We start from the raw sequence: 25,262 nt of genomic DNA, 5'->3' as shown, positions 1-25,262 counted from the left end.
GTTTTCGCTAAGTTATTGATTATGAAAGGCAAGAAATTAAAAGGAATTTTTACTTCGAGCATAGATAAGCCCGGTCTGGGCGGTTCGATTATAAATACAAAGTAACAAAACTTCATCAACAACCTGGTAAAATTCCGGTCACGAAAACCTTAATGGCATAACAATAATCTCCCTAAGATGTGTGTTACTGCGCGAAAAAATATAATTTGTGAATCTGAAATCTAATTTGATCCATATGGCAATGAACATAAAAGAAATGCTGCAAAATCTTGGCATTCAAAACAGCAATCCATCCTATAGTACTGGCAATATTTGGGGCGATACGCATGGTAGTCAAATCGATAGTTTCTCTCCGGTAGACGGCCAGAAGATCGCAAGTGTTGCAGCCGCAAGCGATGAAGATTATAAAACCGTTCTCCAACAAGCTGTTGCAGCTGCAGCGTACTGGAAAGCCGTACCCGCACCCCGCCGCGGCGACATTGTGCGGCAATTTGGAGACGCACTCCGAAAGCACAAAACCGATCTCGGCACCCTGGTCTCCTATGAGATGGGTAAAAGTCTGCAGGAAGGACTCGGTGAGGTACAGGAAATGATTGACATCTGTGATTTTGCTGTCGGACAATCCAGACAACTTTATGGCCTGACGATGCATTCAGAACGCCCTTCACACCGGATGTACGAGCAGTGGCACCCACTCGGGATCGTCGGCATCATTTCCGCCTTTAACTTTCCGGTCGCCGTTTGGAGCTGGAACACAGCCCTTGCGCTGGTCTGCGGAAATGTATGTATCTGGAAACCATCTTCAAAAACACCACTTTGTGCCATCGCTTGCCAGCACATCCTTGCTGCAGTGCTGAAAGCAAATGAACTACCCGAAGGCATTAGCAGTCTGCTGATTGGGAATGCCATAGGCGATAAAATGAACAACGATCCACGCATCAACCTCATCTCATTTACGGGTTCCACCCGGGTGGGCCGGATCGTTTCTACCGCTGTTGCCAGCCGATTTGGCAAATCGATACTTGAACTAGGGGGCAACAACGCGATCATCATATCTAAAGATGCAGACCTGGACATGTCGGTCATTGGTGCTGTATTCGGCGCTGTAGGTACCGCGGGGCAACGCTGCACCTCTACCCGGCGACTGATCATCCATGAAGATATCTATGATACATTTAGAGAGAGACTGGTTGCCGCATACGAGCAGCTACGCATCGGCAATCCATTGGATGAAAACCATCATGTAGGGCCTTTAATCGACAAAGACGCTGTCGAAAGCTACCTTAAGGCAATTGAAAAAGCGAAGCAAGAAGGCGCCAGCTTCCTGGTTGAAGGCGGACTGTTGGAAGGTGACAGCTACACTTCCGGCTGCTATGTAAAACCGTGTGTGGCGGAGGTTGAAAACCACTTCAGTATTGTCCAGGAAGAAACCTTTGCACCCATATTGTACCTGATCAAATATAAGACGCTTGATGAAGCAATCACGTTGCAGAATGCCGTTCCACAGGGACTCTCCTCTGCAATCATGACCTTAAATCTGCGCGAAGCGGAGCAGTTCTTATCTGCCGCAGGATCAGACTGTGGCATTGCCAATGTGAATATCGGTACCTCGGGTGCTGAAATCGGGGGCGCTTTTGGCGGCGAAAAAGAGACCGGCGGCGGCAGAGAAAGTGGTTCCGACGCCTGGAAAGGCTATATGCGCCGACAAACGAACACCATCAACTATTCAAATACACTGCCACTGGCACAAGGCATTAAATTTAACATCTAAAATTAGGAGCAAAGCAGTCTTTACACGTCTTTGTTTATGGTCTGTAACATGGCTTTTAACCGGCCGATATGAACAGTCAACTGCTCGGCGCGCTCTACTTTTCGCCCACTGCTATCATGTATGGCAGAAAGTAGATTGCGTCGCTCCTCCATCATTCGTATGGCTGTCCAGATTGATTCCTCAAGGCTTGTTAGTTGCAAATCTTCCAGGATGGTGCCGGTAAAAGCATGACCTGTAAAGCAGCGAAATCTTGGTATCGCGTCATGCTCTATTTTGTGCAGGGTCCCGCCGCAGTCCGGACAGGTCAGATCCATTGCCGGGCCAAGTTTCTTCAGGTCTTCCGCGTTACTACTCATCCTGCGGGTGATCTCTGCTTCAATCTTAACATCACCTGGTATCTCACCCTTAACACACGATCTATTCATAAGTAATTGGATTAGTTTTGGACCCATTTCAGCAACAGGTAATTGATAATCAACCGCTACATTGTTGATCACGCTGTATGGCATATTTGGAAATTCGGCATCTTCAGGATCCTGCACGATGCACAGGCCGCCACTTCGTTTAATGGCGTACATACCAGAAGTACCATCATCCAGCATGCCCGTGAGAATAATACCAGTTACGCAGGCACCGTAAGCTGCCGCTGCTGAGCGAAATAATACATCAATTGATGGTCGATAGTGATTTTCGTAAGCGCCTTTTTGAACCAGGATCCGGCCGTTTTCAAGCAGCATGTGATGGTCGGAAGATGCGATGTAAACGTTGTGCGACTCAATCATTTCGCCGTTTACCGCAACCTTACAAAGCATTGTCGTATGTTTCTGAAGCATCTTGCAGATAATCTCGGCATCCGAATTCCTCGAGATATGCACCACAATAAAGATTGTGGCATTCAGATCGCCATCAATGGAGGAAAGCAGCTTAGACACCGCTGCAAATCCACCTGCCGAAGCACCCACAACAACGATGTTCAAGGGATTAGAATTTTCCATATTTTACATACCATGAAAAACATAGAAAGGTTTGAGGTTCTTGTTGAATTGTGCGCCAGAACCCCCAATTCAAGGGTTTCTACTTAGTCAGACCTTCTCTCCGCTACCCGCGGCTGCAGCAAACTTGATTGCTTCCTTAATCCGGAGGTAAGTACCGCAGCGGCAGATATTTCCAGCCATGGCATCATTAATATCCTGATCGGTGGGGTTCTTGTTCTCTCGTAGCAGCACAGCGGCAGACATGATTTGTCCGGCCTGGCAATATCCGCATTGTGAGACATCCAGTTCGAGCCATGTTTTTTGCAGTGGGTGACTGTTATTTTCAGAAAGCCCCTCAATGGTTACCACCTTCTTTCCGACCGCACGGCTCGCCTTTGTAACGCAGGAGCGTACGGCTTCACCATCAAGATGTACAACGCATGCGCCGCATTGCGCAACACCACAGCCGTATTTTGTGCCCACCAGTCCTACATGATCCCGCAACACCCATAATAAAGGGGTATTTGGGTCCAGGTCTAACTTGTAAGTTTTCTGATTGATATTTAGCGTAATCATAATGAGTTCAATATTAAAAAATGTCCAACTAGATCCTGCTGTTAGATAGCGTAAAAGGTTGCTGATAATGACGTTTGCCTGTTGCCTTATAGAGCGCATTTGCTACAGCACCAAAAACCGGTGGAAAAGGTGGTTCACCCAGTCCGGTTGGGTCTATATCATTTTGTACAAATGATACATCAATTGACTTTGGTGCCTCATGCATTCTGATCAGGCGGTAACTATGGAAGTTTTGTTCCTGAACCACGCCATCTTTATGCGTCAACCCACCGTACAGGCTGTTACCAATGCCATCCACAACTGCACCCTGAACCATGTTTATCGCTGCATCCGGATTAATTACAATACCACAGTCTACTGCGCTAAAAACCCGCTCTACATAGGGCTGTCCATCTTTAAGCACCAGATCCACAACATGTGCAGCATAGGAGTTGTGACAGAAATATGCGGCAACGCCCCGCTTAAATGGTTTCGGCACTGCGCTGTTCCATCCCGATTTTTCACGCACCAGTTCCAGCACGCCAGCATACCGGTCAGCATCATATTCATTGTTCTTGCCAACGGGATTTTCCTTTGCTCTTTTTAGAAGCTCCAGCCGTAAAGCAATCGGATCTTTGCCCATTGCCTCTGCAAGCTCATCCAAAAAGCATTGTTCTGCAGCTGCATTGAAATTAGACCTTGGCGCCCTGAATGCGCCTATGGTTATATTGGAAGGAATTTCCCATCCCTCAGCAAGATAATGATCTACTGCGCCCGCCGGAAAGCGGTTCGCATGAATGGCATGTTCCGGAATGCCGCCCCCTTTTACATGGAAGGCAATTAGATTTTTATCCGCATCTAATGCAGCACGGTAGGTAGCGGTGTACATTGGCCGGTAAATACCGTAGGTAGTATCATCCTCACGACTGTAGATCAGTTTCACAGGTGCTTTAGCTTTCCTGGAGATCAGGGCGGCTTCCACCAGATAGTGCCCGTAAGCACGGCGCCCAAAGCCCCCGCCCATTCTGGTCATCTGGATTTCTATTTTGTCTGGCGGAAGATTTAACACCTTCGCCAAGGTTGGTTCAGTCCACCCTGGCGCCTGTACGGGCCCCACCAGTAATGCTTTATCATCTGTCACATGGGCGAAAAAGTTCATCGGCTCCATGCAATTATGTGCCAGGAATGGTGCATCGTAGCTGCGCTCAATAATCTGAGCAGCATTCTTAAAAGCAGTTTCTGGGTCACCGTCTTTCCTCAACTGCTGGGCAGGCATTTTCTCATATTCCCGCATTTTCAACAACTGCGTTGTTGTACTCTCCAGGGCACCCGGCACAACCACCTCCCGTTTTCCATCTCTGCCGGCCATTGTGTTTTTGACATCTCCAATGGGCATCCATTCTACAACCAGTTTCTTGCGGGCATTCATCACCTCCCAGGTGGTTTTCCCCACAACAACAATTAAGTCATTAAAAGTTCTGACATCAAAACCGCCCTGTGCAAAGCCATCTTCGTAAACCTTAATGGTAAAAACATCTTTAATGCCCGGCATCTTGCGGGTAGCAGTGGCATCGAAGGACTTGTGCGTCATACCAAAGGCGGGCGGATGGTGGATCATGGCTATCAGCATACCTTCATGCTGATAATCCAGGCCAAAGAGCGGTTTACCGCTAACTAACTTAGCCCCTTCTACATTCTTTTGAGACTTCCTTACAACGTTGAAATCTTTAACATCTTTAAGCTTTATACCTTTGGGCACCGGCATTCCAGCTGCTTTGGCGGCAACATCCCCGTAAGTAGCTTTTTTGCTGGTTTTATCATGATAAAGCATACCCTGCCGGGTCGTTATTTCATCTACTGGCACGCTCCAGGTTTCTGCAGCTGCAAGCTTTAGCATGTGGCGAGCCGTTGCGCCGGCTTCCCGGAGTGGCTTCCAGTACATTCGCATAGAATTACTGCCACCAGTAAACTGTGGGCCCAATTTTACATTATCGTGCGGGCCCATCTCCACAACCACCTTCTTCCAGTCTACATCCAGCTCTTCAGCCACAATCATTGGGAGCGAAGTCATCACATTCTGTCCAAACTCCGGATTTGGGCAAAGGATGGTGATCACGTTCTTCGGGCTAATTTTAACATAGCCATTTATTTCAGTCCATTGTTCCGCAGCTTGCCCGCCTTCGGTATGTGGAAGGACGAGTTTAGCCAGGCCGCTGAAATGGATCATCAGCCCACCGCCAGCTAAGAGCGACGTTTTTAAGAAAGTACGCCTGCTGCTGTTTGTTTTAAGGTTTTCCATTTAGAATGTCTTAACGATGCTTGAATGATTATTGCTCCTTTGGCGCAAATGCACCGGTGTTCAGCCAGGTGATCCAGGCCTTTTTAAATTCTGCGTGGCTCATTGGCGGAAGTGTACGTGCCTCCCCCATGTTCCAACCCGCCAGCACCAGGTCATCATCAGCATGCTCTTTAAGCTTTTTAATGTCCTTATGCCCATTCTGCTTCGGGTCGACCAGCTGTTTAGCGAGCTCATAAGGAGATCTGCCTTCAAACACCATTTTCATATCTGCCGGTGGTAAATGCCAGTTCGGGTTCCCGGGAGGCGTATGCAGACCCGGTGTGTTGGTGGGCTGATGGCAGTTCATACACTTCATCGCGTAGACACCTTTTCCGTCAGTACCCCTTTTTGGCAACATCGCGTGGAGGTGACTATCATCGCCCTGCAAGGGCACGTCACCCGCAGGATGGCAATTCATGCACCGTGGGCTCATCAGTACAGCATAGACCTTTTCAAAGGCTTTTACCGAAGCAACGCTATCTTTGGCTGCAATTGGTTTGCCTTGCATAACTTTTCTTTTGTGCCCAATTGTTGATCCGAAGGCCATAAAGCCGATGATGAGCATGAGCACGGCCATGACAAGTACAGACCTCAATGTGCCTTCATGCTTGTGTCCGTTGAATTGGTTAGCAATCATATCTTTTATTGTTGTTGTTCAATATACATGATTTTTTGATCACATGGATCCAGCTCGCACTACTTACCAGCAGACAGCTTTGCTGGTCTGGCAAGTCTTGAGAAGCGACTGTGCACTGGACGTATATACACCGCCAATAAGGATCAATAGTGTCAAAAATACATTTTTCATAAGATTTATATTTGGTTGATGAAGGTTGTTCGTTAGTTGAGCGTCCGGTATTCATTTGGCGTGTGCCCCACCCGCTTTTTAAAAAGCCGGATAAAATGTTGCGGATATCTAAACCCAAGCTCATAAGCAATTTCACTGACGGACCGATCACGTTCAAAAATTTTATCCTTGGCAACATTGATGATTTTCTCTTGTATAAATTCCTGCGCCGTCTTACCGGTTTCCTTTTTGATCAGGTCTCCAAAATAGTTGGCTGAAAAGTGAAGCTGCTCGGCACAATAAGCTACTGAAGGCAAGCCAATGGAATAAGGCTTTTCTGATTTAAAGTATCCATTCAACAATTCCTCAAAATGCTCCAGAACACCTTTATTTGCGGTCTCTCTTGTAATAAACTGGCGATCATAAAATCGATCACAGTAGTTAAGCAACAACTCAACCGTGGAGGCAATCAACTTTTTACTGTGTTTATCTATCGACTGCTCAAGTTCGCTTTTAACTTTCTCGAATAAATCTAATATCAACTGTCGTTCCTTGGAAGAAAGGTGCAAGGCCTCATTGGTGTGGTAGCTAAAGAAATGATACTCACTTAGCGCTTTTCCAAGAGAAGTTCCCCGGATCAGATCGGGATGAAATACCAGACCATGTCCCATCGGCTGGTATAAGTCTACTTTATTCTCAACATCAATGGTTTGTCCAGGTGAAACAAAAACCAATGTGCCTTCCTGATAGTCGTAATTGTGACGACCATACTTCAAGTCACCACATTTTACATCCTTTAAGAAGATACAATATAGATCGAAGTTCATTTTAGACCCAGTGCGTTTTTTTGCTTTCGAGAAGTCAATCACGCTCACCAGGGGGTGCAGTGTTTCGTGATTGTTAAAGCTGTTATATTCACTGATTGTCTTAAAGTTGTACTCTTTTTCCATGACTGATTTGTCTACCTACACAAACTTAAAAAATTCAATGAGGTTGTAACTAAACCAGGATTACGATCAGTAAAAATGGTTATAAAAGCAGGAATTTATATACCGCCAAGGCTCAGGATCAAGGGGATATTTGTAATCAGTGTTTCTAACCATCGAAATCCCGCAGTGGTGATGTGGTTGGGAAAGGATTCGGATCAATAAACACTCAAAAACAGAAAAATGGAAAAAAGAACATTAGGTAAAACTGGACTGGAAGTATCCGCACTTGGCCTGGGCTGCATGGGCATGAGTTACGGTTATGGACCGGCATCAGATATAAAAACAGCCATTGATTTAATCAGAACAGCCTTTGAGCGTGGTGTCACTTTCTTCGATACAGCCGAGGTTTATGGCCCCTATACTAATGAAGCCTTGCTGGGCGAGGCACTTTCGCCATTTCGTAACGAGGTAGTCATCGCGACGAAGTTTGGCTTTAAAAACGCTAAGACCAGTGAAGGACTTGACAGCCGTCCGCAATCCATCCGGGCAGTTGCTGAAGCTTCTCTTAAGAGGTTGCGAACAGATCGTATTGACCTGTTCTATCAACACAGGGTGGACCCAAATGTACCAATTGAAGACGTCGCTGGGACCGTTAAAGATCTAATTCAGGAAGGCAAGGTGAAGCATTTTGGACTTTCCGAGGCTAGCGTTCAGTCCATCCGTAAAGCACATGCTGTACAACCTGTTACGGCTTTGCAAAGCGAGTACTCACTTTGGTGGCGTGAACCTGAAAAGGAAATCCTACCGCTTTTAGAAGAACTTGAAATCGGCTTCGTACCATTCAGCCCGCTAGGTAAGGGCTTCCTCACCGGCAAGATCAATGAAAACACTAAATTCGACGAGCATGATTTCCGAAATACGGTACCGCGATTTGCGGAAGAGAACCGGAAAGCTAACCAGGCGCTGGTGGGCCTGCTAAATACCATTGCTGAGAAGCACGAGGCGACTAACGCCCAGATTGCGCTTGCCTGGCTGTTGGCGCGAAAACCATATATTGTTCCCATACCCGGAACCACTAAATTACATCGTCTGGAAGAAAATATCGGTGCTGCCCATGTTCAACTATCAACAGCGGATCTAAATGAAATTGAAGCAGCCGTATCTCAAATTGAAATACATGGCCATCGATATCCAGCGCAAAGTCAGAAAATGATTGGAAAATAACGTAAGAATGAAACCATAAAAAAATCGAAAACTATGAGAATATTCATGTTTGTCATCTGCCTCCTTGGTGCTTTAACTGGCTGCAAAAGCGCATCTGAAGAAACTTCTATTTTCCCTAAGGGAGAAAAGGCCCCCAATGTACACCATGTAGGAAACGTCTGGCTCTCTGAGCTCAACCCAGCAGATAGTGTATTTCGTTACGGCACTTCAGTTGCTATTTCAGACCCGGATGCACGCTTGAACTGGCACGTTCATCCTGGTGGCCAAGTCCTGATCGTTACGGAGGGTGTTGGGTACTATCAGGAAAGAAATAAAGCTAAAAGAACGATTAAGAAAGGCGACGTCATCAAGTGCTTACCGGGGGTTGAACACTGGCACGGTGCAACGCCAGACCAGGGCGTGACTTACATCGCAACTTCGCCTTCGGAAAAAGGGAAAACGGTTTGGCTGGAGAAGGTCACTGATGAACAATATTATGGAAAAAAGTAGGGCAACCTTAACATTGGTTACCATCTCCGTAATACATCTACTTAAATAGGCCTGCTAAAAAAGATCTTTGTAATCAATTGTTTATTATGGCAAAAACATTCAAGTTCAGCATTCTTCTAATAACAACAATCTGTATGTTTTCTGGTTGTTTAAAGGCACAGCAGTCAGGTACTGAGACTGGAGTAAATGTGTCTGGGGAAAGCACGCTTAGGGGCAAAAAAGTGTTGATTGTCTACCTATCAAGGACAAAAAACACCAAAGCAGTTGCTGAAATCATTCAAAAACAGGTCGGTGGAACACTAGTCTCGTTGGAATTGGAAAGGCCTTATCCGGAGAACTACCAGGCGATCGTGGAACAGGTAGCAAAAGAGAATAGTAATGGCTACTTACCGCCGCTTAAAACAAAAATTGACAGTATCACACGATATGACATTATCTTTCTAGGCTTTCCGACCTGGGGCATGCAATTACCTCCCCCAGTGAAAAGTTTCCTCACAAGCCACAATCTTAAAGGGAAAACACTCATCCCTTTTAACACCAATGCAGGGTATGGTATTGGGAGCACCATTCAGACTGTAAAAGCGTTAGCCCCAAACTGCAACATCCTTGAGGGTTTCTCCACAGAGGGCGGAAAAGAACGGGATGGGATACTGTTTGTGATGAAAGACGAAAATGAAAAGCGGGCACAACTGGAAGTCCATAAGTGGTTACAGAAAATTGAAATCTTAAAATAGCTATGCACATGAATACAGGTATCTTAAAAGCACTCGGCATTATTCTGATCTTTTCCCTTTCCCTTTTTTCAATTTCAAATGCCCAGGATATGCAAAGAGCTGCGCTGAACCACAAACAGCAAAACCTGATAGCCATTGCGGCGCAGACCGCCAAAGGTGATTTAGCAGCGTTAAAAGGGAATTTAAATAACGGATTAGATGCTGGACTTACCGTAAATGAAATCAAGGAAGCCATACTGCATAGTTATGCTTATTGTGGATTTCCCCGTAGCATCCGTGGCTTGCAAACTTTCATGACGGTACTTGACGATCGTAAAGCTAAGGGCCTCAATGATGTCATTGGTGCTGACGCATCAGCAATTCTGGCCGAAGGCAAGAAGTTTGATCGGGGAAAAGTGATATTAGAAAAGCTAACGGGGGTAAAAGAAACCGAACCAAAGAAAGGCTATGCAGCTTTTGCACCAACCATGGAGATCTTTCTTAAAGAACATCTCTTTGCAGACATTTTCGAACGGGATGTGCTCAGCTTTAAAGACCGTGAACTGGTAACGATAGCAGTGATCAGCAGTATCGGCTTTGCTGAACCTATGCTACGCTCCCATTTGAACATTTGCCTCAATCTCGGTCTAACTGCCCAGCAACTACAACAATTCATCGGCATTGTCAAACCCATCATTGGGGAGGAGAAAACCCTGGCTGCCGCAAACGAGTTGAGCGAAGTTTTAAAAAGCAAAAATTAACATATTGGATGAAAGCACTAAACACTATAGCAACGATGGCATTCTTCCTTGTAAACTGCGCAACAGTTGACGGGCAATCTCGACAACATTATAAGCAGAACCCTTATACACTGGTTTATGAAGGGGCAATAACTAAAAATGAAAAAGGAAGCGTAAATATTCATCCGGTTAAGTACAAACTTAACGGAATTGAGATTGCCGCAAATGTCTATACACCTGCGAACTATAACGCTGATGATAAATTTCCCGCTATTGTAATTGCCCACCCTAATGGGGGAATAAAAGAACAGACTGCAGGCTTGTATGCACAACGGTTGGCAGAGGCTGGATATGTAACAATAGCTGCAGATGCAGCTTTTCAGGGTGCAAGTGGTGGCATGCCACGCCATACGGACAAGCCGGCAAATCGCGTTGAGGATATTCATGGGATGGCAGACTTCATTAGTCGGTATCGGGGTGTTGATCCCAGTAGATTGGGGGTGCTTGGTATTTGTGGTGGCGGAGGATATACTTTAAAAGCAGCACAAGCTGATAAACGCCTGAAAGCTGTCGCTACTTTAAGCATGTTTAATTCCGGCGAGGTAAGAAGAAACGGATTTCAAAATGCGCAGGTAGCTACGATTCAAGAACGTCTGGAAAAAGCAACCCTTGCCCGTACACAGGAAGCTGCAGGCCAGGAAATTCAATACGCTGGCATTGCAAGTGTCACAGATGAAGAAATAGCGAAAACCTCCACGGATCTTTATCGTGAAGGATACGAATACTATTATCGAAGTCATGCACATCCGAATTCAACCTTCTTATATACCATGAGTAGTATGCTCGATCTGATGACTTGGGATGCCACCAGTAACATAGATTTGATCAATCAACCTTTGCTCATGATTGCTGGTAGCAGGGCAGATACAAAGTATATGACTGACGCAGCATTTAGCAAAGTAACAAAGGCTAAAAGCAAAGAGCTGTATATTATTGATGCAGCAACGCACATACAAACCTACTGGAAGCCAGAATATGTAACGCAGGCAGTAAACAAACTCACTAATTTCTATAAAGCCAATCTTTAATACTATTCCTATGCGTTACAAAATCAAATACTTTCTACCAGTTGTAATCGCCACCATCATTGCCTGCAGGCAAGATCAAAAAGCGGCACATACACCAGCACCTATTTTCCCTAAAGGCGAGAAAAACACCAACGAGAACTTTGTAGGTGAGGTCTGGGTAAAATCCCTCGTAGATGCAGATAGTGTAAATGAAACGGCGGTTGGGAATGTCACCTTTGCGCCGGGTGCAAGAAGCAAATGGCATCTACACCCTGCGGGTCAGATTGTATTGGCTACGGCAGGAGTTGGATATTACCAGGAAAAAGGAAAGTCAAAAATGATCCTCCGAAAAGGCGATGTTGTTAAATGTCCACCCAATCTACCCCATTGGCACGGTGCAAGTGCAGATAGCACTTTCGTTCAGCTCGCCATAACCGGCCGGGAGAAAGGTCCTACAGTTTGGCTGGATGCTGTACCTGATAGCGTCTACCTTGCTAAGTAAAACTGTCATAGCGTGGTGCTAACCGCTGGAGGCCTTTGGCACTTACCTTTAGCAGTGTTCGGGATACCAACGTTATTAAGCAGTAAAGCTATGATCTGGCGCGTTTTTCACTAGCTTTGTGAACATGAAGCCAATAGACAAATGCAAAAAACTGCAGGGGAGCCTGTTACTAGTCGCCTTTGCTTTGCTGTTAAATGTCGAAACGACTTTTGCGCAGCAGAAAACAGAACGTGAATACGCGATTAAAACCGCTCAGGTGCCTAAGTCCGCTTTGCAATATGTCGATCAGGTTTTTGAAGGCCGCCGAACCAAATGGTATGGAGAAGAAAGTCAGAAAGGCCGCAGCATTGAAGCCAAAGTAAAACAGGACGGCACCATTTACAGTATCGAGTTTGATGAAGGCGGGAAACTTCAGGATATAGAAACGCTGATCAGCTTCAAGTCCTTACCCGAGGCGCTTCGCAATACCATTGAAAAGACGCTTGAAGCGGAATTTAGCCGTATTAAAATCATAAAGGTACAACGACAGTGGACCGGACCAGCCAAGACGCTCCAGTTACTCCTTGCTAAAAAAGAGCCTGCAGAAAAGTACACTACCCGGTACGAACTGGTCATCAGGGGCACTAAGGACAGAAGTACTTCAGACTACGAAGTTCTTGTTGACGATCAGGGCACACTGATCCGTACATCGAAGATCATTAGCAAAGACAATCCCCACTTACTTTTTTAGCATCTATGAAAGGTTACCTGATCCTCTTCCTGTTAATGGGCCTGAGTTTAGTGGCATCCGCCCAGAACCAGTTCGGCATTTTACCCGTCATCAATACTTCCTTTAAACTTCAAAATGACTGGAAGATTAACTCCAAATTAGAAGGTCGGCAGCTGCTGAAACAACATCCGTTCCCTGCAGATAAAAACGACAGGGTTTTCGAGCGACTGGACCTGGAGGTTGTAGCCAACAAAGCACTTAATTCGGCTAATGACGTAGGTTTAGGTTACCTGATCCGGCGGGAAGACGGGAAGTTTATACACCGTTTTATCCAACAGTATGCATATACACAAAAGCTGTACAGCTCTAAATTGAGTCACCGGTTTAGAACGGATGAAACGCTTGAAAAAGATGAGGCGCTGCAACTTCGCCTGCGCTACCGCGCGAGTTGGGAAAAGCCACTAAGCGGGTTACAGGTAGATCCGGAAGAATTCTATCTAAAGCTGAACAATGAATACTTGGGTATACTACAGGATTCGAAGGGCAACATGGAAATCCGCGGCCTTGCGGTAGTGGGCTATACCATCGGTGAAGCTAACCGGATTGAGACGGGATTTGATTATCGAATGGAAGATGTCTTTACCAAGCTAAAGCATAAGTTGTTCTTAAACATTGGCTTCTACCATAACTTTTAAACCGCCTTCATTATCCACTTACTATAATGTTGGCTCTGTAGCAGAATCACATACATAAATCTTCAAAGGACTATATATAGCAGGACAAATTTTCCCTTCATCTAGCTTGTCTAAAGCCTGGTCAGAATGATAGGTAATCAAAAGAACTTTATCTTTTATCTGAAAGCTTTTCGACAGATTAAGTAAGGCAATTTGGCTATCTAGCATAGCGCCATCGCTAATAAGCGGAACTTGATCATAGCGTTATTATTTACCTTAAGATAGCTGTTTTTGCACGAAACAAGGTTAAATGAGAACTAGCAAATTAACTTATACCCTACCCCCCTTATATTTATGATCTCTACAGCAGGATCTTTTTTAAGATGTTTACGAAGCTTGGTGATGAAAACATCCATCGTTCTGGTGTTAAAGAAGCTGTCATCTCCCCAGAGCGATAAAAGTGCTAGCCTCCTTTCTGTTAACCCATTCTTGTTTTTATACAGCAATAACAATAACTCCTATTCCCGACTGGAAAGCTTAGATATTTCGTCACCAAAAACTAACGTTTGTTTATAGGGACAGAATGCATACTTTCCAATTGCAAATTCAGCAGAATCTACCGCATTTGACTTTCCACTCCGCTTCAAAAGTTCCTCGATTCTCAGGAACAGCTCGTCAAGACTAAATGGCTTTTTTAGGTAATCATTACCCCCACTTTTATAACCCTCTACCAGATCACCGGTCGTTGTTTTAGCAGTTAAAAATAAGAAAGGAAAGTTAGGTACACCAACATATAATCTACCATTGGGTAGCTGTTATTCATGCAATTACTAGAACTATACTGTACTTACCCTCTGGCATTTATTGCCACAACATCGATTTAATGCTATACCCTTTGCGATTGTTGTGGTCTATGTTATTGCAAACGCAACTTGATGAACAGAAAGATTCGAGGCTGAGTGTATTACATTCGTAAGTATAATCAACAATTGATTTAATGACCTTAACAAACTAACAATACCCTAATTATTGCGTTGCTTCTTTTAAAGCTTATTCGAACAGTTTACTTTCTATCTGGACACAGAGGCGTGACCTTTCAGCGCATTATATTGGTTAACCACAGCTACAAGATCTGGATCAGATTTCATACCTAATTTCTTATCCTTAATAAACTCGATCAATTCTGATTTCTTATCTTCAAATACTTCTAGCACTGAACTTTTGTTCTTTTGAATTTTTACCATTTGCCCATTATGATGCAAAAAATAAAGCTCATTAAAGCCAAAGGTCTTCTTAAGTTCAGATTCACCATATGGCATACTTTCAATAATGGATTTATATGGTTTTTTAACTAAGGTTGTTTTCCCTTCAGTTAGCACCTGGTAAAAACTTTTAGCCGTATACTTACCGAATGGAGGAAAGCCATTTTTAAATAGCGAAAATGGTTCTGCCAGCGATTTCTTATGCATAAGCTGAAACTCTTTGAGAGGATACTTAAAGGCCATTGGAACATTATCAGTCGAATTAAATATAACTATGTCGTTGTATAAATCGTATTTCAAAGACATGTCATTAATATGTTTGCCATCTTCCTGCAGAACGTGCCCGGTCATCCAGTCTGGGTAAAGGTATTTATCTCCTACAAAACCATCTGTATTTTTTGTTTCAATCGGTATGCCTACGAAGTTCTGAGACAATTTAAACTGTCCATTGGCGCTGTACATACCAAAAATTAGGAGTATAGTTGATAAGATTTTTATTTTCATCTGAGAGGTACTTTATGAGTTTATAGGATTGTGTTTCTAGTTCGTTAAGTTATATTAAAAAGTTAGTTTAGAATACTAATTGTTGATAACTAGCTTCGCTGATTTTCCAATCACCGTCCCCGGTTATCGTCAATTTCACCTACTTGAAAGTTGAAGCTAATAGGATAGTCATATTCTTGTACTAGCTGCCAGTTGATTTCCTCTGGTGAAAAACCAAATGTAACATCTTCAGCGTCAAAGGCATTAAACGCGTTGGATTTCCGGGAGGGTTAAACTTAATTTCTGTAAAAGATCTGCGGGGTGGTAAAGCTTTTGATTTATTTAGATGCGATGGTCTATTGGCGATAATCCGCACTTTGTTTAAAGAATTACATAGTCTCAGAAATAGACCGTTTCTTGATAAGGGCAATTAATTACGAGAACTTTCCGCATGTTAATTAAACCCTGAAAATTTAACAAGGGTAATGTTAGATACAAAAAAATTGGTACGGGCGGAAAAAACATCTTAATATTTAGTGCGGACTTCTGGAATCCAGTATACTATCGTCTAACCTTCCGGCTAATATTGCTCTTTCTAAATCGCCTACGGTGATGGGTTTTAAACCTCTTTCTTTATCTCTAAAGATATCTTTAATAGCAGCTGTAATGTAGTCTTCTTCATCGCCGAAAAAATCTCCTATTTTGAAGTTGCTCACATCAACGTTGAAATGCTTTGCAAATTCCATAAAGAATTCATCGGCATCATCACCTGTGATCCTCAGATCAGATATCAGCTTTGTATCCCTGGTAATATATCTTCTTTTGAAATAAAAAGGGAAAGAAAAAGTGTATCCATGACCAACATCATAGATAAAGGCCCTGATCTTGTCTAATTGTATATCTTCCATCTGGGGTATAAATTATGATCTAAGCTTATTATTTTTATAAATCTAAAAAAAAAAAATGCAATCGAAATATTCTGTCGTTCAACCTTTCTTGAGTTCCCTAAAACAGAAACATTCTTGAAAGAATAAGAAATCATCTGGATCTGCTGAGTACTAAAGACCTTTTTGCTATTGGGTAATCTTCTTAATTATGTTTTTCATTATTCCCTCCATTTTTGATCAGCCGGAAGCGACTCCCTAAATATCACCTCTGCAAACCACCTACGCTTCAAACTAACCGTCCAATTATCAAGAACTCATTCCATTAATCAAACGCTATTTTCCAGTTTTTGATGATGAGTTCTTGATAATCCAAACACCACCTCAAACCTCCTTTTCATTCACATACTCCAGGATTTTCCCAGGCTGGCAATCTAGCGCTTCACAGATCGCCTGAAGCGTACTAAATCGAATGGCCTTAGCTTCCCAGTCTTTAAAATGCAAAGGTTGATAGCGTTAACCCTACTTTCCCTCCGTCAATACATAAACCACTGAAGATGATCCACGAAAGTACCTCCAATACCTTCAGAAATAGAATTTACCACCACTTACTGGTCTTTGTCACGCCTGGAATAATCTTCTGCCCCATCACAGGCGTGATGATTTCTACATTTGATTTTTCAGCAAGATCTGACACCACCTGTATGGATTCATTCCATGGGTGCAGCGCCAGGTCGAACGTTGCCAGGTGAATTGGAAAGAGCGTCTTGGCTTTAACATCAGAGACCACCTGTATAACTTGTTCTGGAAAAAGGTGGGTATTGGGCCAGCCGTTGTTCCATGCATCAATCTCAAGAAAGGCGACATCAAATGGTCCATATTGATTACCGATTTGTTTAAAGTGGTCACTATAACCTGTGTCTCCGCTCCAGAATAGATTCCTGTCCTTTCCTTTCAGCACATAAGAGGCCCAAAGTGTCTTGTTTTTATCCTTATTGCTTCGCCCCGAATAGTGTACACCCGGACAAGCGGTGATACTTATACTTTCCAAATTAAAGCTTTCATGCCACGCAAGTTCAGTAATCCTGTTTTCAGGAACACCCCAGCCCTTCAATCTCGCGCCAACACCTAAAGGAACGACGAACCGGGTTTGCGTACCTGCGAAATATTTAATGGTTTTTGTTTCCAGGTGATCATAATGATCATGTGTGATCAACAAGATATCTATCGGCGGCAGGTCTTCACGCGTTAAAGGTGCATCTCCAAAACGCTTGGTTATTCCAGGTAAAGGACCTGCATTTCCGAAGACCGGATCGATTAAAATCCGATGCCCATCCAGCTCCATTAAAGCTGCCGAGTGCCCAAACCAGTAAACGGCGATGTCTGACGGCACCTTTGAAAAATCCGACTTCCTAAGCTTTACTTTCGGCAGGTCAGTTGGAGGCGCATAGGGTGATTTTGTAAAAAACCTTAGAAACCCCGGATTTCCTCCAGTCGTTTTTTCCTTGGCTGATATGATCTGCTCTGGACTTACAAACTCATCAAGCGTAGAACTGTAGTAAGCTAAATCCTTGAATTTAGAGATGTTTTCCTCTTGGGCGTACCGCTGCCCGATTTGATCATTGACCTGCCAGGCAACTCCAGCTAAAAAGACAAGTAGCACAACGGAGCTGGCTACAATTAGATTCTTTTTCTTACGACTCATTTTTTTCAAGATAACGCTTGGTATATTTCAGCAGAAAGAAGCCCGCTTCCTCCCCCATAATGCTTAGCGATCCGCAAGTCAGGGATGGTATTTTGTACATAATCAGCCATTCCCTGTTCTTCCGATTCCGTAAAACCAGATCCGATCAACAATAATTCGAAGTGGTTTGCAAGCAAGGCATCAATGGCATCCGGTAAACTAGACTTGCCTACTGCAGCCCAATTTTCATTCGCATTTATCAACCGAACAATAACTTTCAGGATATCCTGATTTACACATACAACCAATATGTTAACGCTCATTACACTTGCATTGGAACTTCCATTAACAACAGTTCTGCACCAGGTTTTGCTTTGATACTAATTGTATCTGTGTCCCAGATTCCCAGGCCGTCCCGTTCGGAAAGTTCCTGACCCGCTACAGATACCTCGCCTTTTAAAACAAAAATGTAAATTCCATTTCCTGGCATATGTAGACTATGTCTAAGCTCTTTTTCCTGATCAAACCTGGCCAAATGGAACCAGGCATTCTGATGTATCCAAACGCCCGCATCAGCCCGATCTGGAGATAGAATTTGAACCAGTTCATTCCTATGGCTATCCAAATCGTATTTTTGCTGATCGTAACGCGGCTGTACGTTGCGTTCATTCGGGAACACCCAGATTTGTAAGAATTTCACCGGCTTGTCTGCCTGTTTATTAAACTCTTTATGGTAAAGTCCGGTTCCTGCACTCATCACCTGGATTTCACCTGGTTCAATAACAGCTACGTTCCCCATGCTATCTTCGTGCTGCAAACTCCCCTCAAGGGCTATGGAAATGATCTCCATATTGTCATGCGGATGGTCTCCGAAGCCCATACCACCATCAACCTGGTCATCATTCAACACACGGAGTGCACCGAATTGTATCCGCTCAGGATTATAGTAACTGGAAAAACTAAATGTATGAAAGCTCTTCAACCAACCATGATTTGCTCCGCCCCTGGTATCTGCTTTGTGAAGTATTATCTGTGCCATTGTGTTTAATTTTAAACAAAGTTACGATGACTGCTCGGTCTACATATTGACCTGGGATAAGAATTGACAAATTCCAACATTCAGTTAGACATGATATAAAAAGAGGCTATGCACGCTTTAAATGAATAGCCCCTTGTAGAATAAACTAGATGATGCTTTCTAGATAGTAACAGCCAGTTTTAACTTCAATAACAGAAAATTAGTTCCTTTTAGCTTTAAGTATCAGTCCAATTTCTATATCTTTTGAAATAATCCAATTTTCAGGACTACCTTCAGTTTTATAGTTAATTCCCCATGCAGATCTATCAATCACAAACCTAGCAGAAGCGGTAAGACCCGACGCAGTAATTTCAACTTTCGAGGGAAAAGTTATATTCAGTGTACTGTCTTTAAGGGTAAGGTTTCCACTAATAAGATAATTAGGGTCAGCTATAAGGCTAGATGATTGTGCATTCGTAAAGGGTTCAACTTTTGTAATCACAAATTTTGCTGTTGAATATTTGGCAACATCAAAGAAATCCGCGCTTGTCAGGTGCCCTGCAAGATCGCTGGCTTTCTTATCTTTCTCTGTTACAGAGGCTGGATCTACAAAAAGAGAGCCCATGTTTATGATAAACTCACCTCCACTTAATGAGTCGTTGTTCACGGAAACTGTTCCCGAACTTACACCAATTTTTCCCCAACGTGGAGCAAGGCCGCCTTTATGTGTAGCCTTCCAATCTATCATAGTTCCAATTGTATCGATAGCCAGCACTTCCCCTTTTTGTTCAGCAACGGCCTGTACGCTGGTTGTTTTCGCATTATCATTAGAAGCCCCACCGCATGATGCCAGGAGAAGAAGCGCAGGAAGCGCAAAAAGTAATTTTTTCATTTTTTAAGATTTAAATTTCATACAGATCATATACCCGCAATTGATCGTTCAAAGGTAGGGTCAACATTTTATTTAAGTATTGATGTATGTTAATATATTCCACATCCTACAGCATATTGTTGCTGATTGACGCTCCTACCTTTGAATCTACAAAGTCTACTACACTCCCCATTTAATTTGATGGCGCCATGTAATCCTGATCTTAATTTTGATTAACATGTGAGGGTTTAAGTGTACTGAAGATAGATTCAAATCAGCCCGAGACCTAATGATCCTACAACTAGCGACCTCAATGACAATATGCTCTATTTTATATACTTTAGTGGCTCCATTATGAGGCTATTAATATCTACACTGCTCATTTTTCTGAGTTTTTACACCACGGCACAAGTACTCCGTAATCGCACTACTACACTTATGGGTAGTCGCTGGCAAATCAGCATTGTCGCCGAAAACGCGCAGTCTGCAGATCGGCATATTGACTCGGTCATCCGTGAAGTTAGCCGTATAGAGTTCCTGATATCCGACTGGAAGCCTGAATCACAAGTGTCACAGGTGAATAGCAACGCTGGCATCCGGCCGGTGAAAGTAGACCCTGAAGTATTTAATCTTACCCGAAGAGCGCTGCATCTGTCCGAGATGACAAAAGGCGCATTCGATATCAGCTTCGCAGCTATGGACCGCATCTGGAAATTCGATGGTTCAATGAATGAAATGCCTACAGCCGGAACCATCCGCAGGTCGGTGGAAAAAGTTGGCTATAAAAATATTGTTCTCGACAGCCTCAACTGCACCATATTCCTGAAGTTAAAAGGCATGAAAATAGGTTTTGGGGCATTGGGAGAAGGCTATGCAGCAGATAAAAGCCGCGAACTGATGTTAAGTAAGGGTATTAAAGCCGGGATCGTGAACGGTTCCGGAGACATGAGTACCTGGGGGAAACAAACTGATGGAAGTGCATGGACCATCGGCATTACCAATCCGATGCGCAGCAATGCGCTGATTGCTGTTGTTCCACTAGTCGAAAGCTCCGTAGTCACCTCCGGTAGTTACGAGAAATTTGTTGCTTTCAATGGCAAGCGCTATGCCCACATCATAAATCCTGTAACCGGCTATCCGGCTACAGGCCTAACCAGTGTTACCGTTTTTGGTCCAAGTGCAGAAACAGCTAATGGATACAGTACATCAATGATGGTATTGGGGAAAAACGCAGCCCTCGGGTTCATCAAACAATTTCCCGAATACCGGTATATTATAATTACTGACCATGGAGAAATCATTTCATCTCCATCACTAAAACTTAAAAATCGGCAGCTTAAATCTTAGTAACAGTCCGTTAATACCTGATTATGTGATTGGTAAAAGCTGATCCCTTTCCCAGTCTGCGACTGGCAAATACCTTCTAAGATGTCCATCACGTCTTTTAACATGGCCAAAGAACCACAGATCATGATCACCCCGCCCCTTTTCAGCAGATTAGCGATAAAGTCAGCATCTCTTTCAATCAAATCACTAACATACTGTTTTGTTGTCTCCCTTGAAAAGGCAGGATAAAGACTTAAAAGTTTGCTTTGAGCCTTACTATCGTCTAAATATGCCCGGTAACGCTCATAAGAAGCATGTTCACGGAAGCCGCAGTACAAATGACACGGCTTATGTTTTGAGTTCTCATTGATCATCCCAAGAAAGGGTGCTATCCCCGTCCCATTTGAGATCATAAGTACTTCAGGTGCACCTTTGGGAAAGTGAAAGTGTTTATTGACAATGATCCTTGCTTTAAGCATCTGACCTGCTTTCAATTGCCTTAAGAACGAAGAGCCGATGCCGCCTTCATGCAATTTTACGTTTAGCCGTATTTCTCCATCAATTACGCCGATGGAATACAACCTTTCACGATGGTCATTTAAAGGATAGATTGCCATCAGATCACCCGATTTAACAGGTAGCCTCTTCCTCATCTTCAAGCTTACCGTAAATGATTCCCCAGGCAATGTTGTTTCAGGATAGTTACTACGTGTCTGCAGCTTTTCCATTTTTCCAGCATAGCCACTGTAGCACTCAGGGGCTACCGTCACCTGCACCCCAGATTGCTGCGACCATGCTTCTGCCCATAAGCTAAATTCTTGCGGCGACTTGTCGTTAACAGTGTGTATATCTGTTGCAGACAAGGCCCATGCCTGCGCTGAGAGCAAATAGTTTACATCGTAGGCGAATTTGCAGAACTCAGGGTAAGCCTTAGATCCAAAGCCTAATACGGAATAATGAATGGATTGCTGCTGGGGATATTCTTCGATCATCGCTTTAAACTTTGCAGCACTTGTGGGTGGGTCCCCAAGCCCATAAGTTGCCGTCACGACTATCAGATGCGCTGCTTTCGGGAAAGCGCCATAGTTATTCATTTCCGATATAAATGACTTTTCGCCTGCCTTAAGCAGCTGGTTATGAATAGCCTTTGCAAAACGAAATGTACTGCCATTTTCAGAACCTACCAGTATGACAAACTTACTTTCTTCAGCCGTAAACTTATTCTTAGTACGGCTCGAGCGTCTTTTTAAGGTAATGGCAAACCCAGTATAGATAAATACCAGAATGTTCACCGAAGCGACCGCTAAAACAATAGCCCATATACTGTTCGCCCGGCCAGTATGAAGATCCAGGCTCAGATTGGTAAAAGACACAGCCTTTGGATAGTCCGCTCGTGCCAGAACTTCTCCTGTGACCTGATTAACCGCTATTTCAGCGGTCTTAAGTTTCAGGGTGTAATAATCTTCAACGTCTGTTGAAAAAGGGAATGCGATAGATTCTACGGCAGAAAGCTTCGTGGTTTTAAATATTTCAAACTCCGAGGTTTTTCTAAGCGGTGCAGATTTTATGGCATCAAAGTCCACTTCAGGCGAATGCTTGGAGACATCAATTAGTTCAAACCTAACCAGCGACAAATAAGTGCCACTAAGCGCAATTAAGATTATTGGAATTAGTGATAGGCGGCCAAGCACAACGTGATAATACTGCGCAGAATCATCCTTGGCTATCCGGGAAAAAAAGCGCCTTACGCCTCGTTGTCTCTGAATCAACAATATTGTTCCGGAGATAGTGATCAGCAAAAGTAGGAATGACGTTAAGCCTATAAAAAAGCGTCCGGTTTCATGTAAAAACAAAGACCGGTGTAAAGCGGTCACCCATTGAAAAAAGGCACTTTGCGGGACTGGCTTACCCAATACCCTCCCGTTACGGGGATCTACATAGGCAGTCAGTTCCTGACCTTCATCATCACTACCTTTAATTTGTACAAATCCCTGGGAATTAACGCTAAGTTCAGTAATGCCGGGGTAAGCCGTTCTTAATACCGGAAGTGTTTCCGCAAGCCTGAGTTCATCGAAGTGTTTGACGCGATAGGGCTGTAAGTTCGCAGAAACCGGTTCAAAAGCAAGAATTATACCCGTTACCGAAGCTAGGATTAGTAAGAAAAAAGAAGATATAGCCAATGCTAAATGGCTATACCTCCATATAGAAATGGTCATACGATCACAAACTTTTAATTGGGGCTGAAGCGCACATAACGAATGTATCCACTACCCTCGCTCTTAGCAGCAAGTGCTTCCGTAGTCAGGGGGATCTCCAGGTCTTTAACATGATATTGCTTATCCTCAACAGCACTTTCAAATCTTAATTTATAACCAGCATTGATCTTTGATTTTTCAATTTCGATCACTTTCACACTCCGGTCGCCACCTGAAATTGAAGCGCCCGTTACGGCGCTGACATTTGGCTTTTTAAGGTAGAATTTATTCCATTCCTTGATTGTTTTGTACCATTGCTTATCCGAGCCCATTACGTAAAGCGTCTTCTCGTAAGCGCCTTTACCATTAATCAATGAGATCACCACGTATGCACCCTCACCCATATAATTGGTCATCTGGATCATACACTTGTACTTGCTGGCATCCTGCGCTACGGAAGCGAATGGCTTGGCAAATGTCAGTAGAAGTAAAAGAAAGGCTGTTCTATAAATTTTTTGCATCATTATTTAAGAAAAGTAAGGGAAACATTATTTTTAGTCAGGGATTCGTTCTCACTGGCAAGATCGAATGCGGTCTCATCAAAACTCGTTACGGCATCTTTCTTTGCGCCTACAGATAGTAAGTACTTTAACACCTCATCATCTTTCGACAACATGGCGGCTTTATGTAGGACCGTAAATCCCTCTTTATTCTTGGCATTGATGTCTATACCCATCGGCGCAAGGCGCTTAAGTATGGAAACGTCATTTTTAGCAATTGCTAAATGATACAATGTATTAGCGTTTTCCTGAAGCGCGTTAATATTCAATCCTGCTGTCTTAAGCAAATTCATCTTGGCATCGAATTCATCAGACCCCTCCGGCGCAGCACCTCCTTGTGGTGCTCCAGCTGCTCTGGCTGCTGTCGGACGATAAGATTCAACCGCATAATAGGCCAGACTGTTGCCGTTTTTATCCAATACCTTAACATCAGCCTTTTTGCTGATCAGGTAAGCAACAACCTCGGGTGAATTTCCGCGAACCGCAAGTGTTAAGGCGGTCTGTCCTTTTTTATTTGAAAGATTTACGTTCTTCACACCCGGCATTAGCAACTCAAAAGCAGCAAGATCACGGTTTGAGCCCGCAGCATTCATCAGCACGCTATTCCCATCTTCATCAACCTGGTTAACATCAACACCTTTAGAAAGAAAATACTTGATTATCTCATCTTGCTTTGGCCTTTTCACAATAGAATGAAGCACGTTTTCACCATTTTTATTGGTCACATTGGCTTTAAGGTTCAAGCTTTCAAGATATTGGTATAACGCTAAGGTGTTTGCTCCTCTTCTTGAACCCTGCGCCGCCATCAACATCGCATTAGCATTTGGTTTAATGCCTTTCTGCAAAAGCTTTTTAAGGAGCTCAATATTTCCTGACCTTGTCGCATAGCTGAACGCATTATTGCCGGCGGCATCAGTGCTATTCAGGTCAAGGCCCTTGGACACGAAATAATTGGTAAGTACCAATTCAGGATCATTGGCAATCGCAAGCAAAAGTGCATTTGCACCCGCTGCATTTACGCTTGCTTTCAAGCTTATGCCTTTTGCGATCAGCAGGTCGTACACCTTTGTATTCTGCTGACCACCCCCAGCTGCGAAAAGTATAGGTGTTGAACCATGACTATCCTCATTGTCTGTCTTTGCACCTTTCTCCAGCAAGTATTCCATGATTTCTGCATTCCCCTTACTTGCGGCCCAGTGTAAATAATTGCGGCTATCATGTGTTACTTTCCCGATTTCATTTCCTGGCTGTGAAAGCAGGTACTTAATTGATTCGGTTGGTGCATCAGCATTGATGGCCATAACAACCGGATCAAAGCTTGATGGGTTCATCTGCGCAGGATCATTTCCTTTTTCAACCTCAGCCTTAATTGCAGCAACGTTTGGCTTATCCTGCCAGAATTTTTGATTAAGTAAGGTATTCTGCTGCCCCTTAGCCAGCAATGCAGATAATGCAAAAACAGCAACAAGTAGTGACTTTTTCATCTTAAATATTTTTAAATATGGAT

General features: G+C 43.6%; 26 protein-coding genes. 10 read left to right on the top strand and 16 right to left on the bottom strand.

The window, feature by feature from the left end; all coding sequences use genetic code 11:
* Window positions 1–235 precede the first annotated feature (235 nt).
* Window positions 236–1,771: an L-piperidine-6-carboxylate dehydrogenase gene (gene amaB, locus IEW69_RS04540; protein WP_188625635.1), complete on the top strand. Its 1,536-nt coding sequence runs from the start codon at window positions 236–238 to the stop codon at window positions 1,769–1,771.
* Between the two features lie 20 nt (window positions 1,772–1,791).
* On the opposite strand, the gene IEW69_RS04535 is transcribed toward amaB, so the two are convergent.
* The 5 genes from IEW69_RS04535 to IEW69_RS04515 form a co-directional block, all read right to left on the bottom strand.
* The gene (locus tag IEW69_RS04535; RefSeq protein ID WP_188625634.1) at window positions 1,792–2,766 is read right to left on the bottom strand and encodes a chemotaxis protein CheB; all 975 of its coding nucleotides are present in this window, start codon (window positions 2,764–2,766) and stop codon (window positions 1,792–1,794) included.
* An 87-nt stretch (window positions 2,767–2,853) separates the two neighbouring features.
* Window positions 2,854–3,321, bottom strand: coding sequence for a (2Fe-2S)-binding protein (locus IEW69_RS04530; RefSeq protein ID WP_188625633.1), 468 nt, complete (start codon window positions 3,319–3,321; stop codon window positions 2,854–2,856).
* Between the two features lie 28 nt (window positions 3,322–3,349).
* Window positions 3,350–5,599 (bottom strand): xanthine dehydrogenase family protein molybdopterin-binding subunit, encoded by a 2,250-nt coding sequence (locus tag IEW69_RS04525; RefSeq protein WP_188625632.1) that lies wholly within the window; start codon window positions 5,597–5,599, stop codon window positions 3,350–3,352.
* A 28-nt stretch (window positions 5,600–5,627) separates the two neighbouring features.
* The gene (locus IEW69_RS04520; protein WP_188625631.1) at window positions 5,628–6,275 is read right to left on the bottom strand and encodes a hypothetical protein; all 648 of its coding nucleotides are present in this window, start codon (window positions 6,273–6,275) and stop codon (window positions 5,628–5,630) included.
* A 203-nt stretch (window positions 6,276–6,478) separates the two neighbouring features.
* A complete protein-coding gene (locus IEW69_RS04515; RefSeq protein WP_188625630.1) occupies window positions 6,479–7,375 on the bottom strand; it encodes a helix-turn-helix domain-containing protein in 897 nt (298 codons plus the stop codon).
* Between the two features lie 219 nt (window positions 7,376–7,594).
* Here IEW69_RS04515 and IEW69_RS04510 point away from each other — a divergent pair, with 219 nt between their 5' ends.
* From IEW69_RS04510 to IEW69_RS04475, 8 genes are all read left to right on the top strand, one after another.
* A complete protein-coding gene (locus IEW69_RS04510; protein ID WP_188625629.1) occupies window positions 7,595–8,578 on the top strand; it encodes an aldo/keto reductase in 984 nt (327 codons plus the stop codon).
* Window positions 8,579–8,611: 33 nt separating this feature from the next.
* Window positions 8,612–9,067 carry a cupin domain-containing protein gene (locus tag IEW69_RS04505; protein WP_188625628.1) on the top strand — a complete coding sequence of 152 codons (456 nt, stop codon included), beginning with the start codon at window positions 8,612–8,614 and terminating at the stop codon, window positions 9,065–9,067.
* A gap of 86 nt (window positions 9,068–9,153) precedes the next feature.
* The gene (locus IEW69_RS04500; protein WP_188625627.1) at window positions 9,154–9,801 is read left to right on the top strand and encodes a flavodoxin; all 648 of its coding nucleotides are present in this window, start codon (window positions 9,154–9,156) and stop codon (window positions 9,799–9,801) included.
* Between the two features lie 8 nt (window positions 9,802–9,809).
* Window positions 9,810–10,541 carry a carboxymuconolactone decarboxylase family protein gene (locus IEW69_RS04495; protein WP_188625626.1) on the top strand — a complete coding sequence of 244 codons (732 nt, stop codon included), beginning with the start codon at window positions 9,810–9,812 and terminating at the stop codon, window positions 10,539–10,541.
* Window positions 10,542–10,549: 8 nt separating this feature from the next.
* The gene (locus tag IEW69_RS04490) at window positions 10,550–11,608 is read left to right on the top strand and encodes an alpha/beta hydrolase (protein ID WP_188625625.1); all 1,059 of its coding nucleotides are present in this window, start codon (window positions 10,550–10,552) and stop codon (window positions 11,606–11,608) included.
* Window positions 11,609–11,618: 10 nt separating this feature from the next.
* Window positions 11,619–12,089: a cupin domain-containing protein gene (locus IEW69_RS04485; protein WP_188625624.1), complete on the top strand. Its 471-nt coding sequence runs from the start codon at window positions 11,619–11,621 to the stop codon at window positions 12,087–12,089.
* Between the two features lie 124 nt (window positions 12,090–12,213).
* A complete protein-coding gene (locus IEW69_RS04480) occupies window positions 12,214–12,819 on the top strand; it encodes a hypothetical protein (RefSeq protein WP_188625623.1) in 606 nt (201 codons plus the stop codon).
* A 5-nt stretch (window positions 12,820–12,824) separates the two neighbouring features.
* Window positions 12,825–13,493, top strand: a complete 669-nt coding sequence (locus IEW69_RS04475) for a DUF2490 domain-containing protein (RefSeq protein WP_188625622.1) — start codon at window positions 12,825–12,827, stop codon at window positions 13,491–13,493.
* A 296-nt stretch (window positions 13,494–13,789) separates the two neighbouring features.
* Here the strand turns inward: IEW69_RS04475 and IEW69_RS17060 are convergent, their stop codons facing one another.
* From IEW69_RS17060 to IEW69_RS04435, 8 genes are all read right to left on the bottom strand, one after another.
* Window positions 13,790–13,978 (bottom strand): winged helix-turn-helix domain-containing protein, encoded by a 189-nt coding sequence (locus IEW69_RS17060; protein ID WP_188625621.1) that lies wholly within the window; start codon window positions 13,976–13,978, stop codon window positions 13,790–13,792.
* A 564-nt stretch (window positions 13,979–14,542) separates the two neighbouring features.
* On the bottom strand, window positions 14,543–15,238 hold the full coding sequence (locus IEW69_RS04465) for a hypothetical protein (RefSeq protein WP_188625620.1): 696 nt from the start codon (window positions 15,236–15,238) through the stop codon (window positions 14,543–14,545).
* Window positions 15,239–15,750: 512 nt separating this feature from the next.
* On the bottom strand, window positions 15,751–16,125 hold the full coding sequence (locus tag IEW69_RS04460) for a DUF1493 family protein (protein WP_188625619.1): 375 nt from the start codon (window positions 16,123–16,125) through the stop codon (window positions 15,751–15,753).
* A gap of 360 nt (window positions 16,126–16,485) precedes the next feature.
* Entirely contained in the window at window positions 16,486–16,605 is a 120-nt protein-coding gene (locus IEW69_RS04455; protein ID WP_444543959.1) for a helix-turn-helix domain-containing protein, read from the bottom strand.
* Between the two features lie 94 nt (window positions 16,606–16,699).
* Complete coding sequence (locus IEW69_RS04450) at window positions 16,700–17,806, bottom strand: MBL fold metallo-hydrolase (protein ID WP_188625618.1); 1,107 nt, start codon at window positions 17,804–17,806, stop codon at window positions 16,700–16,702.
* 5 nt (window positions 17,807–17,811) lie between these two features.
* On the bottom strand, window positions 17,812–18,108 hold the full coding sequence (locus IEW69_RS04445; protein ID WP_188625617.1) for a hypothetical protein: 297 nt from the start codon (window positions 18,106–18,108) through the stop codon (window positions 17,812–17,814).
* On the bottom strand, window positions 18,108–18,824 hold the full coding sequence (locus tag IEW69_RS04440) for a pirin family protein (RefSeq protein WP_188625616.1): 717 nt from the start codon (window positions 18,822–18,824) through the stop codon (window positions 18,108–18,110). Before IEW69_RS04440 ends, IEW69_RS04445 begins: the two co-directional genes overlap by 1 nt.
* A gap of 199 nt (window positions 18,825–19,023) precedes the next feature.
* Window positions 19,024–19,695 carry a YceI family protein gene (locus IEW69_RS04435; RefSeq protein WP_188625615.1) on the bottom strand — a complete coding sequence of 224 codons (672 nt, stop codon included), beginning with the start codon at window positions 19,693–19,695 and terminating at the stop codon, window positions 19,024–19,026.
* 333 nt (window positions 19,696–20,028) lie between these two features.
* Between IEW69_RS04435 and IEW69_RS04430 the strand changes: the two genes are divergently transcribed.
* The gene (locus tag IEW69_RS04430) at window positions 20,029–21,021 is read left to right on the top strand and encodes an FAD:protein FMN transferase (RefSeq protein ID WP_188625614.1); all 993 of its coding nucleotides are present in this window, start codon (window positions 20,029–20,031) and stop codon (window positions 21,019–21,021) included.
* On the opposite strand, the gene IEW69_RS04425 is transcribed toward IEW69_RS04430, so the two are convergent.
* The 3 genes from IEW69_RS04425 to IEW69_RS04415 are packed head-to-tail and all read right to left on the bottom strand — an operon-like array spanning window position 21,018 to window position 25,239.
* Window positions 21,018–23,216 (bottom strand): PepSY domain-containing protein, encoded by a 2,199-nt coding sequence (locus IEW69_RS04425; RefSeq protein ID WP_188625613.1) that lies wholly within the window; start codon window positions 23,214–23,216, stop codon window positions 21,018–21,020. The two genes, IEW69_RS04430 and IEW69_RS04425, sit on opposite strands and share 4 nt — an antisense overlap.
* 14 nt (window positions 23,217–23,230) lie before the next feature.
* Entirely contained in the window at window positions 23,231–23,719 is a 489-nt protein-coding gene (locus IEW69_RS04420) for a DUF2271 domain-containing protein (protein ID WP_229663506.1), read from the bottom strand.
* On the bottom strand, window positions 23,719–25,239 hold the full coding sequence (locus IEW69_RS04415) for an ankyrin repeat domain-containing protein (protein ID WP_188625612.1): 1,521 nt from the start codon (window positions 25,237–25,239) through the stop codon (window positions 23,719–23,721). The genes IEW69_RS04420 and IEW69_RS04415 overlap by 1 nt, the downstream gene beginning before the upstream one ends.
* Window positions 25,240–25,262: the final 23 nt, after the last annotated feature.

The organism is Pedobacter quisquiliarum, from assembly GCF_014642175.1.
GTDB lineage: Bacteria > Bacteroidota > Bacteroidia > Sphingobacteriales > Sphingobacteriaceae > Pedobacter > Pedobacter quisquiliarum.
The sequence above is the reverse complement of the archived record's forward strand: the minus strand, read 5'-3'. Positions and strand labels throughout refer to the sequence as shown.

Coding starts and splice junctions, on each gene's coding strand:
- amaB (WP_188625635.1), top strand. CDS start 236: ATGGCAATGAACATAAAAGAAATGCTGCAAAATCTTGGCATTCAAAAC.
- IEW69_RS04535 (WP_188625634.1), bottom strand. CDS start 2,766: ATGGAAAATTCTAATCCCTTGAACATCGTTGTTGTGGGTGCTTCGGCA.
- IEW69_RS04530 (WP_188625633.1), bottom strand. CDS start 3,321: ATGATTACGCTAAATATCAATCAGAAAACTTACAAGTTAGACCTGGAC.
- IEW69_RS04525 (WP_188625632.1), bottom strand. CDS start 5,599: ATGGAAAACCTTAAAACAAACAGCAGCAGGCGTACTTTCTTAAAAACG.
- IEW69_RS04520 (WP_188625631.1), bottom strand. CDS start 6,275: ATGATTGCTAACCAATTCAACGGACACAAGCATGAAGGCACATTGAGG.
- IEW69_RS04515 (WP_188625630.1), bottom strand. CDS start 7,375: ATGGAAAAAGAGTACAACTTTAAGACAATCAGTGAATATAACAGCTTT.
- IEW69_RS04510 (WP_188625629.1), top strand. CDS start 7,595: ATGGAAAAAAGAACATTAGGTAAAACTGGACTGGAAGTATCCGCACTT.
- IEW69_RS04505 (WP_188625628.1), top strand. CDS start 8,612: ATGAGAATATTCATGTTTGTCATCTGCCTCCTTGGTGCTTTAACTGGC.
- IEW69_RS04500 (WP_188625627.1), top strand. CDS start 9,154: ATGGCAAAAACATTCAAGTTCAGCATTCTTCTAATAACAACAATCTGT.
- IEW69_RS04495 (WP_188625626.1), top strand. CDS start 9,810: ATGAATACAGGTATCTTAAAAGCACTCGGCATTATTCTGATCTTTTCC.
- IEW69_RS04490 (WP_188625625.1), top strand. CDS start 10,550: ATGAAAGCACTAAACACTATAGCAACGATGGCATTCTTCCTTGTAAAC.
- IEW69_RS04485 (WP_188625624.1), top strand. CDS start 11,619: ATGCGTTACAAAATCAAATACTTTCTACCAGTTGTAATCGCCACCATC.
- IEW69_RS04480 (WP_188625623.1), top strand. CDS start 12,214: ATGAAGCCAATAGACAAATGCAAAAAACTGCAGGGGAGCCTGTTACTA.
- IEW69_RS04475 (WP_188625622.1), top strand. CDS start 12,825: ATGAAAGGTTACCTGATCCTCTTCCTGTTAATGGGCCTGAGTTTAGTG.
- IEW69_RS04465 (WP_188625620.1), bottom strand. CDS start 15,238: ATGAAAATAAAAATCTTATCAACTATACTCCTAATTTTTGGTATGTAC.
- IEW69_RS04460 (WP_188625619.1), bottom strand. CDS start 16,125: ATGGAAGATATACAATTAGACAAGATCAGGGCCTTTATCTATGATGTT.
- IEW69_RS04450 (WP_188625618.1), bottom strand. CDS start 17,806: ATGAGTCGTAAGAAAAAGAATCTAATTGTAGCCAGCTCCGTTGTGCTA.
- IEW69_RS04445 (WP_188625617.1), bottom strand. CDS start 18,108: ATGAGCGTTAACATATTGGTTGTATGTGTAAATCAGGATATCCTGAAA.
- IEW69_RS04440 (WP_188625616.1), bottom strand. CDS start 18,824: ATGGCACAGATAATACTTCACAAAGCAGATACCAGGGGCGGAGCAAAT.
- IEW69_RS04435 (WP_188625615.1), bottom strand. CDS start 19,695: ATGAAAAAATTACTTTTTGCGCTTCCTGCGCTTCTTCTCCTGGCATCA.
- IEW69_RS04430 (WP_188625614.1), top strand. CDS start 20,029: ATGAGGCTATTAATATCTACACTGCTCATTTTTCTGAGTTTTTACACC.
- IEW69_RS04425 (WP_188625613.1), bottom strand. CDS start 23,216: ATGACCATTTCTATATGGAGGTATAGCCATTTAGCATTGGCTATATCT.
- IEW69_RS04420 (WP_229663506.1), bottom strand. CDS start 23,719: ATGATGCAAAAAATTTATAGAACAGCCTTTCTTTTACTTCTACTGACA.
- IEW69_RS04415 (WP_188625612.1), bottom strand. CDS start 25,239: ATGAAAAAGTCACTACTTGTTGCTGTTTTTGCATTATCTGCATTGCTG.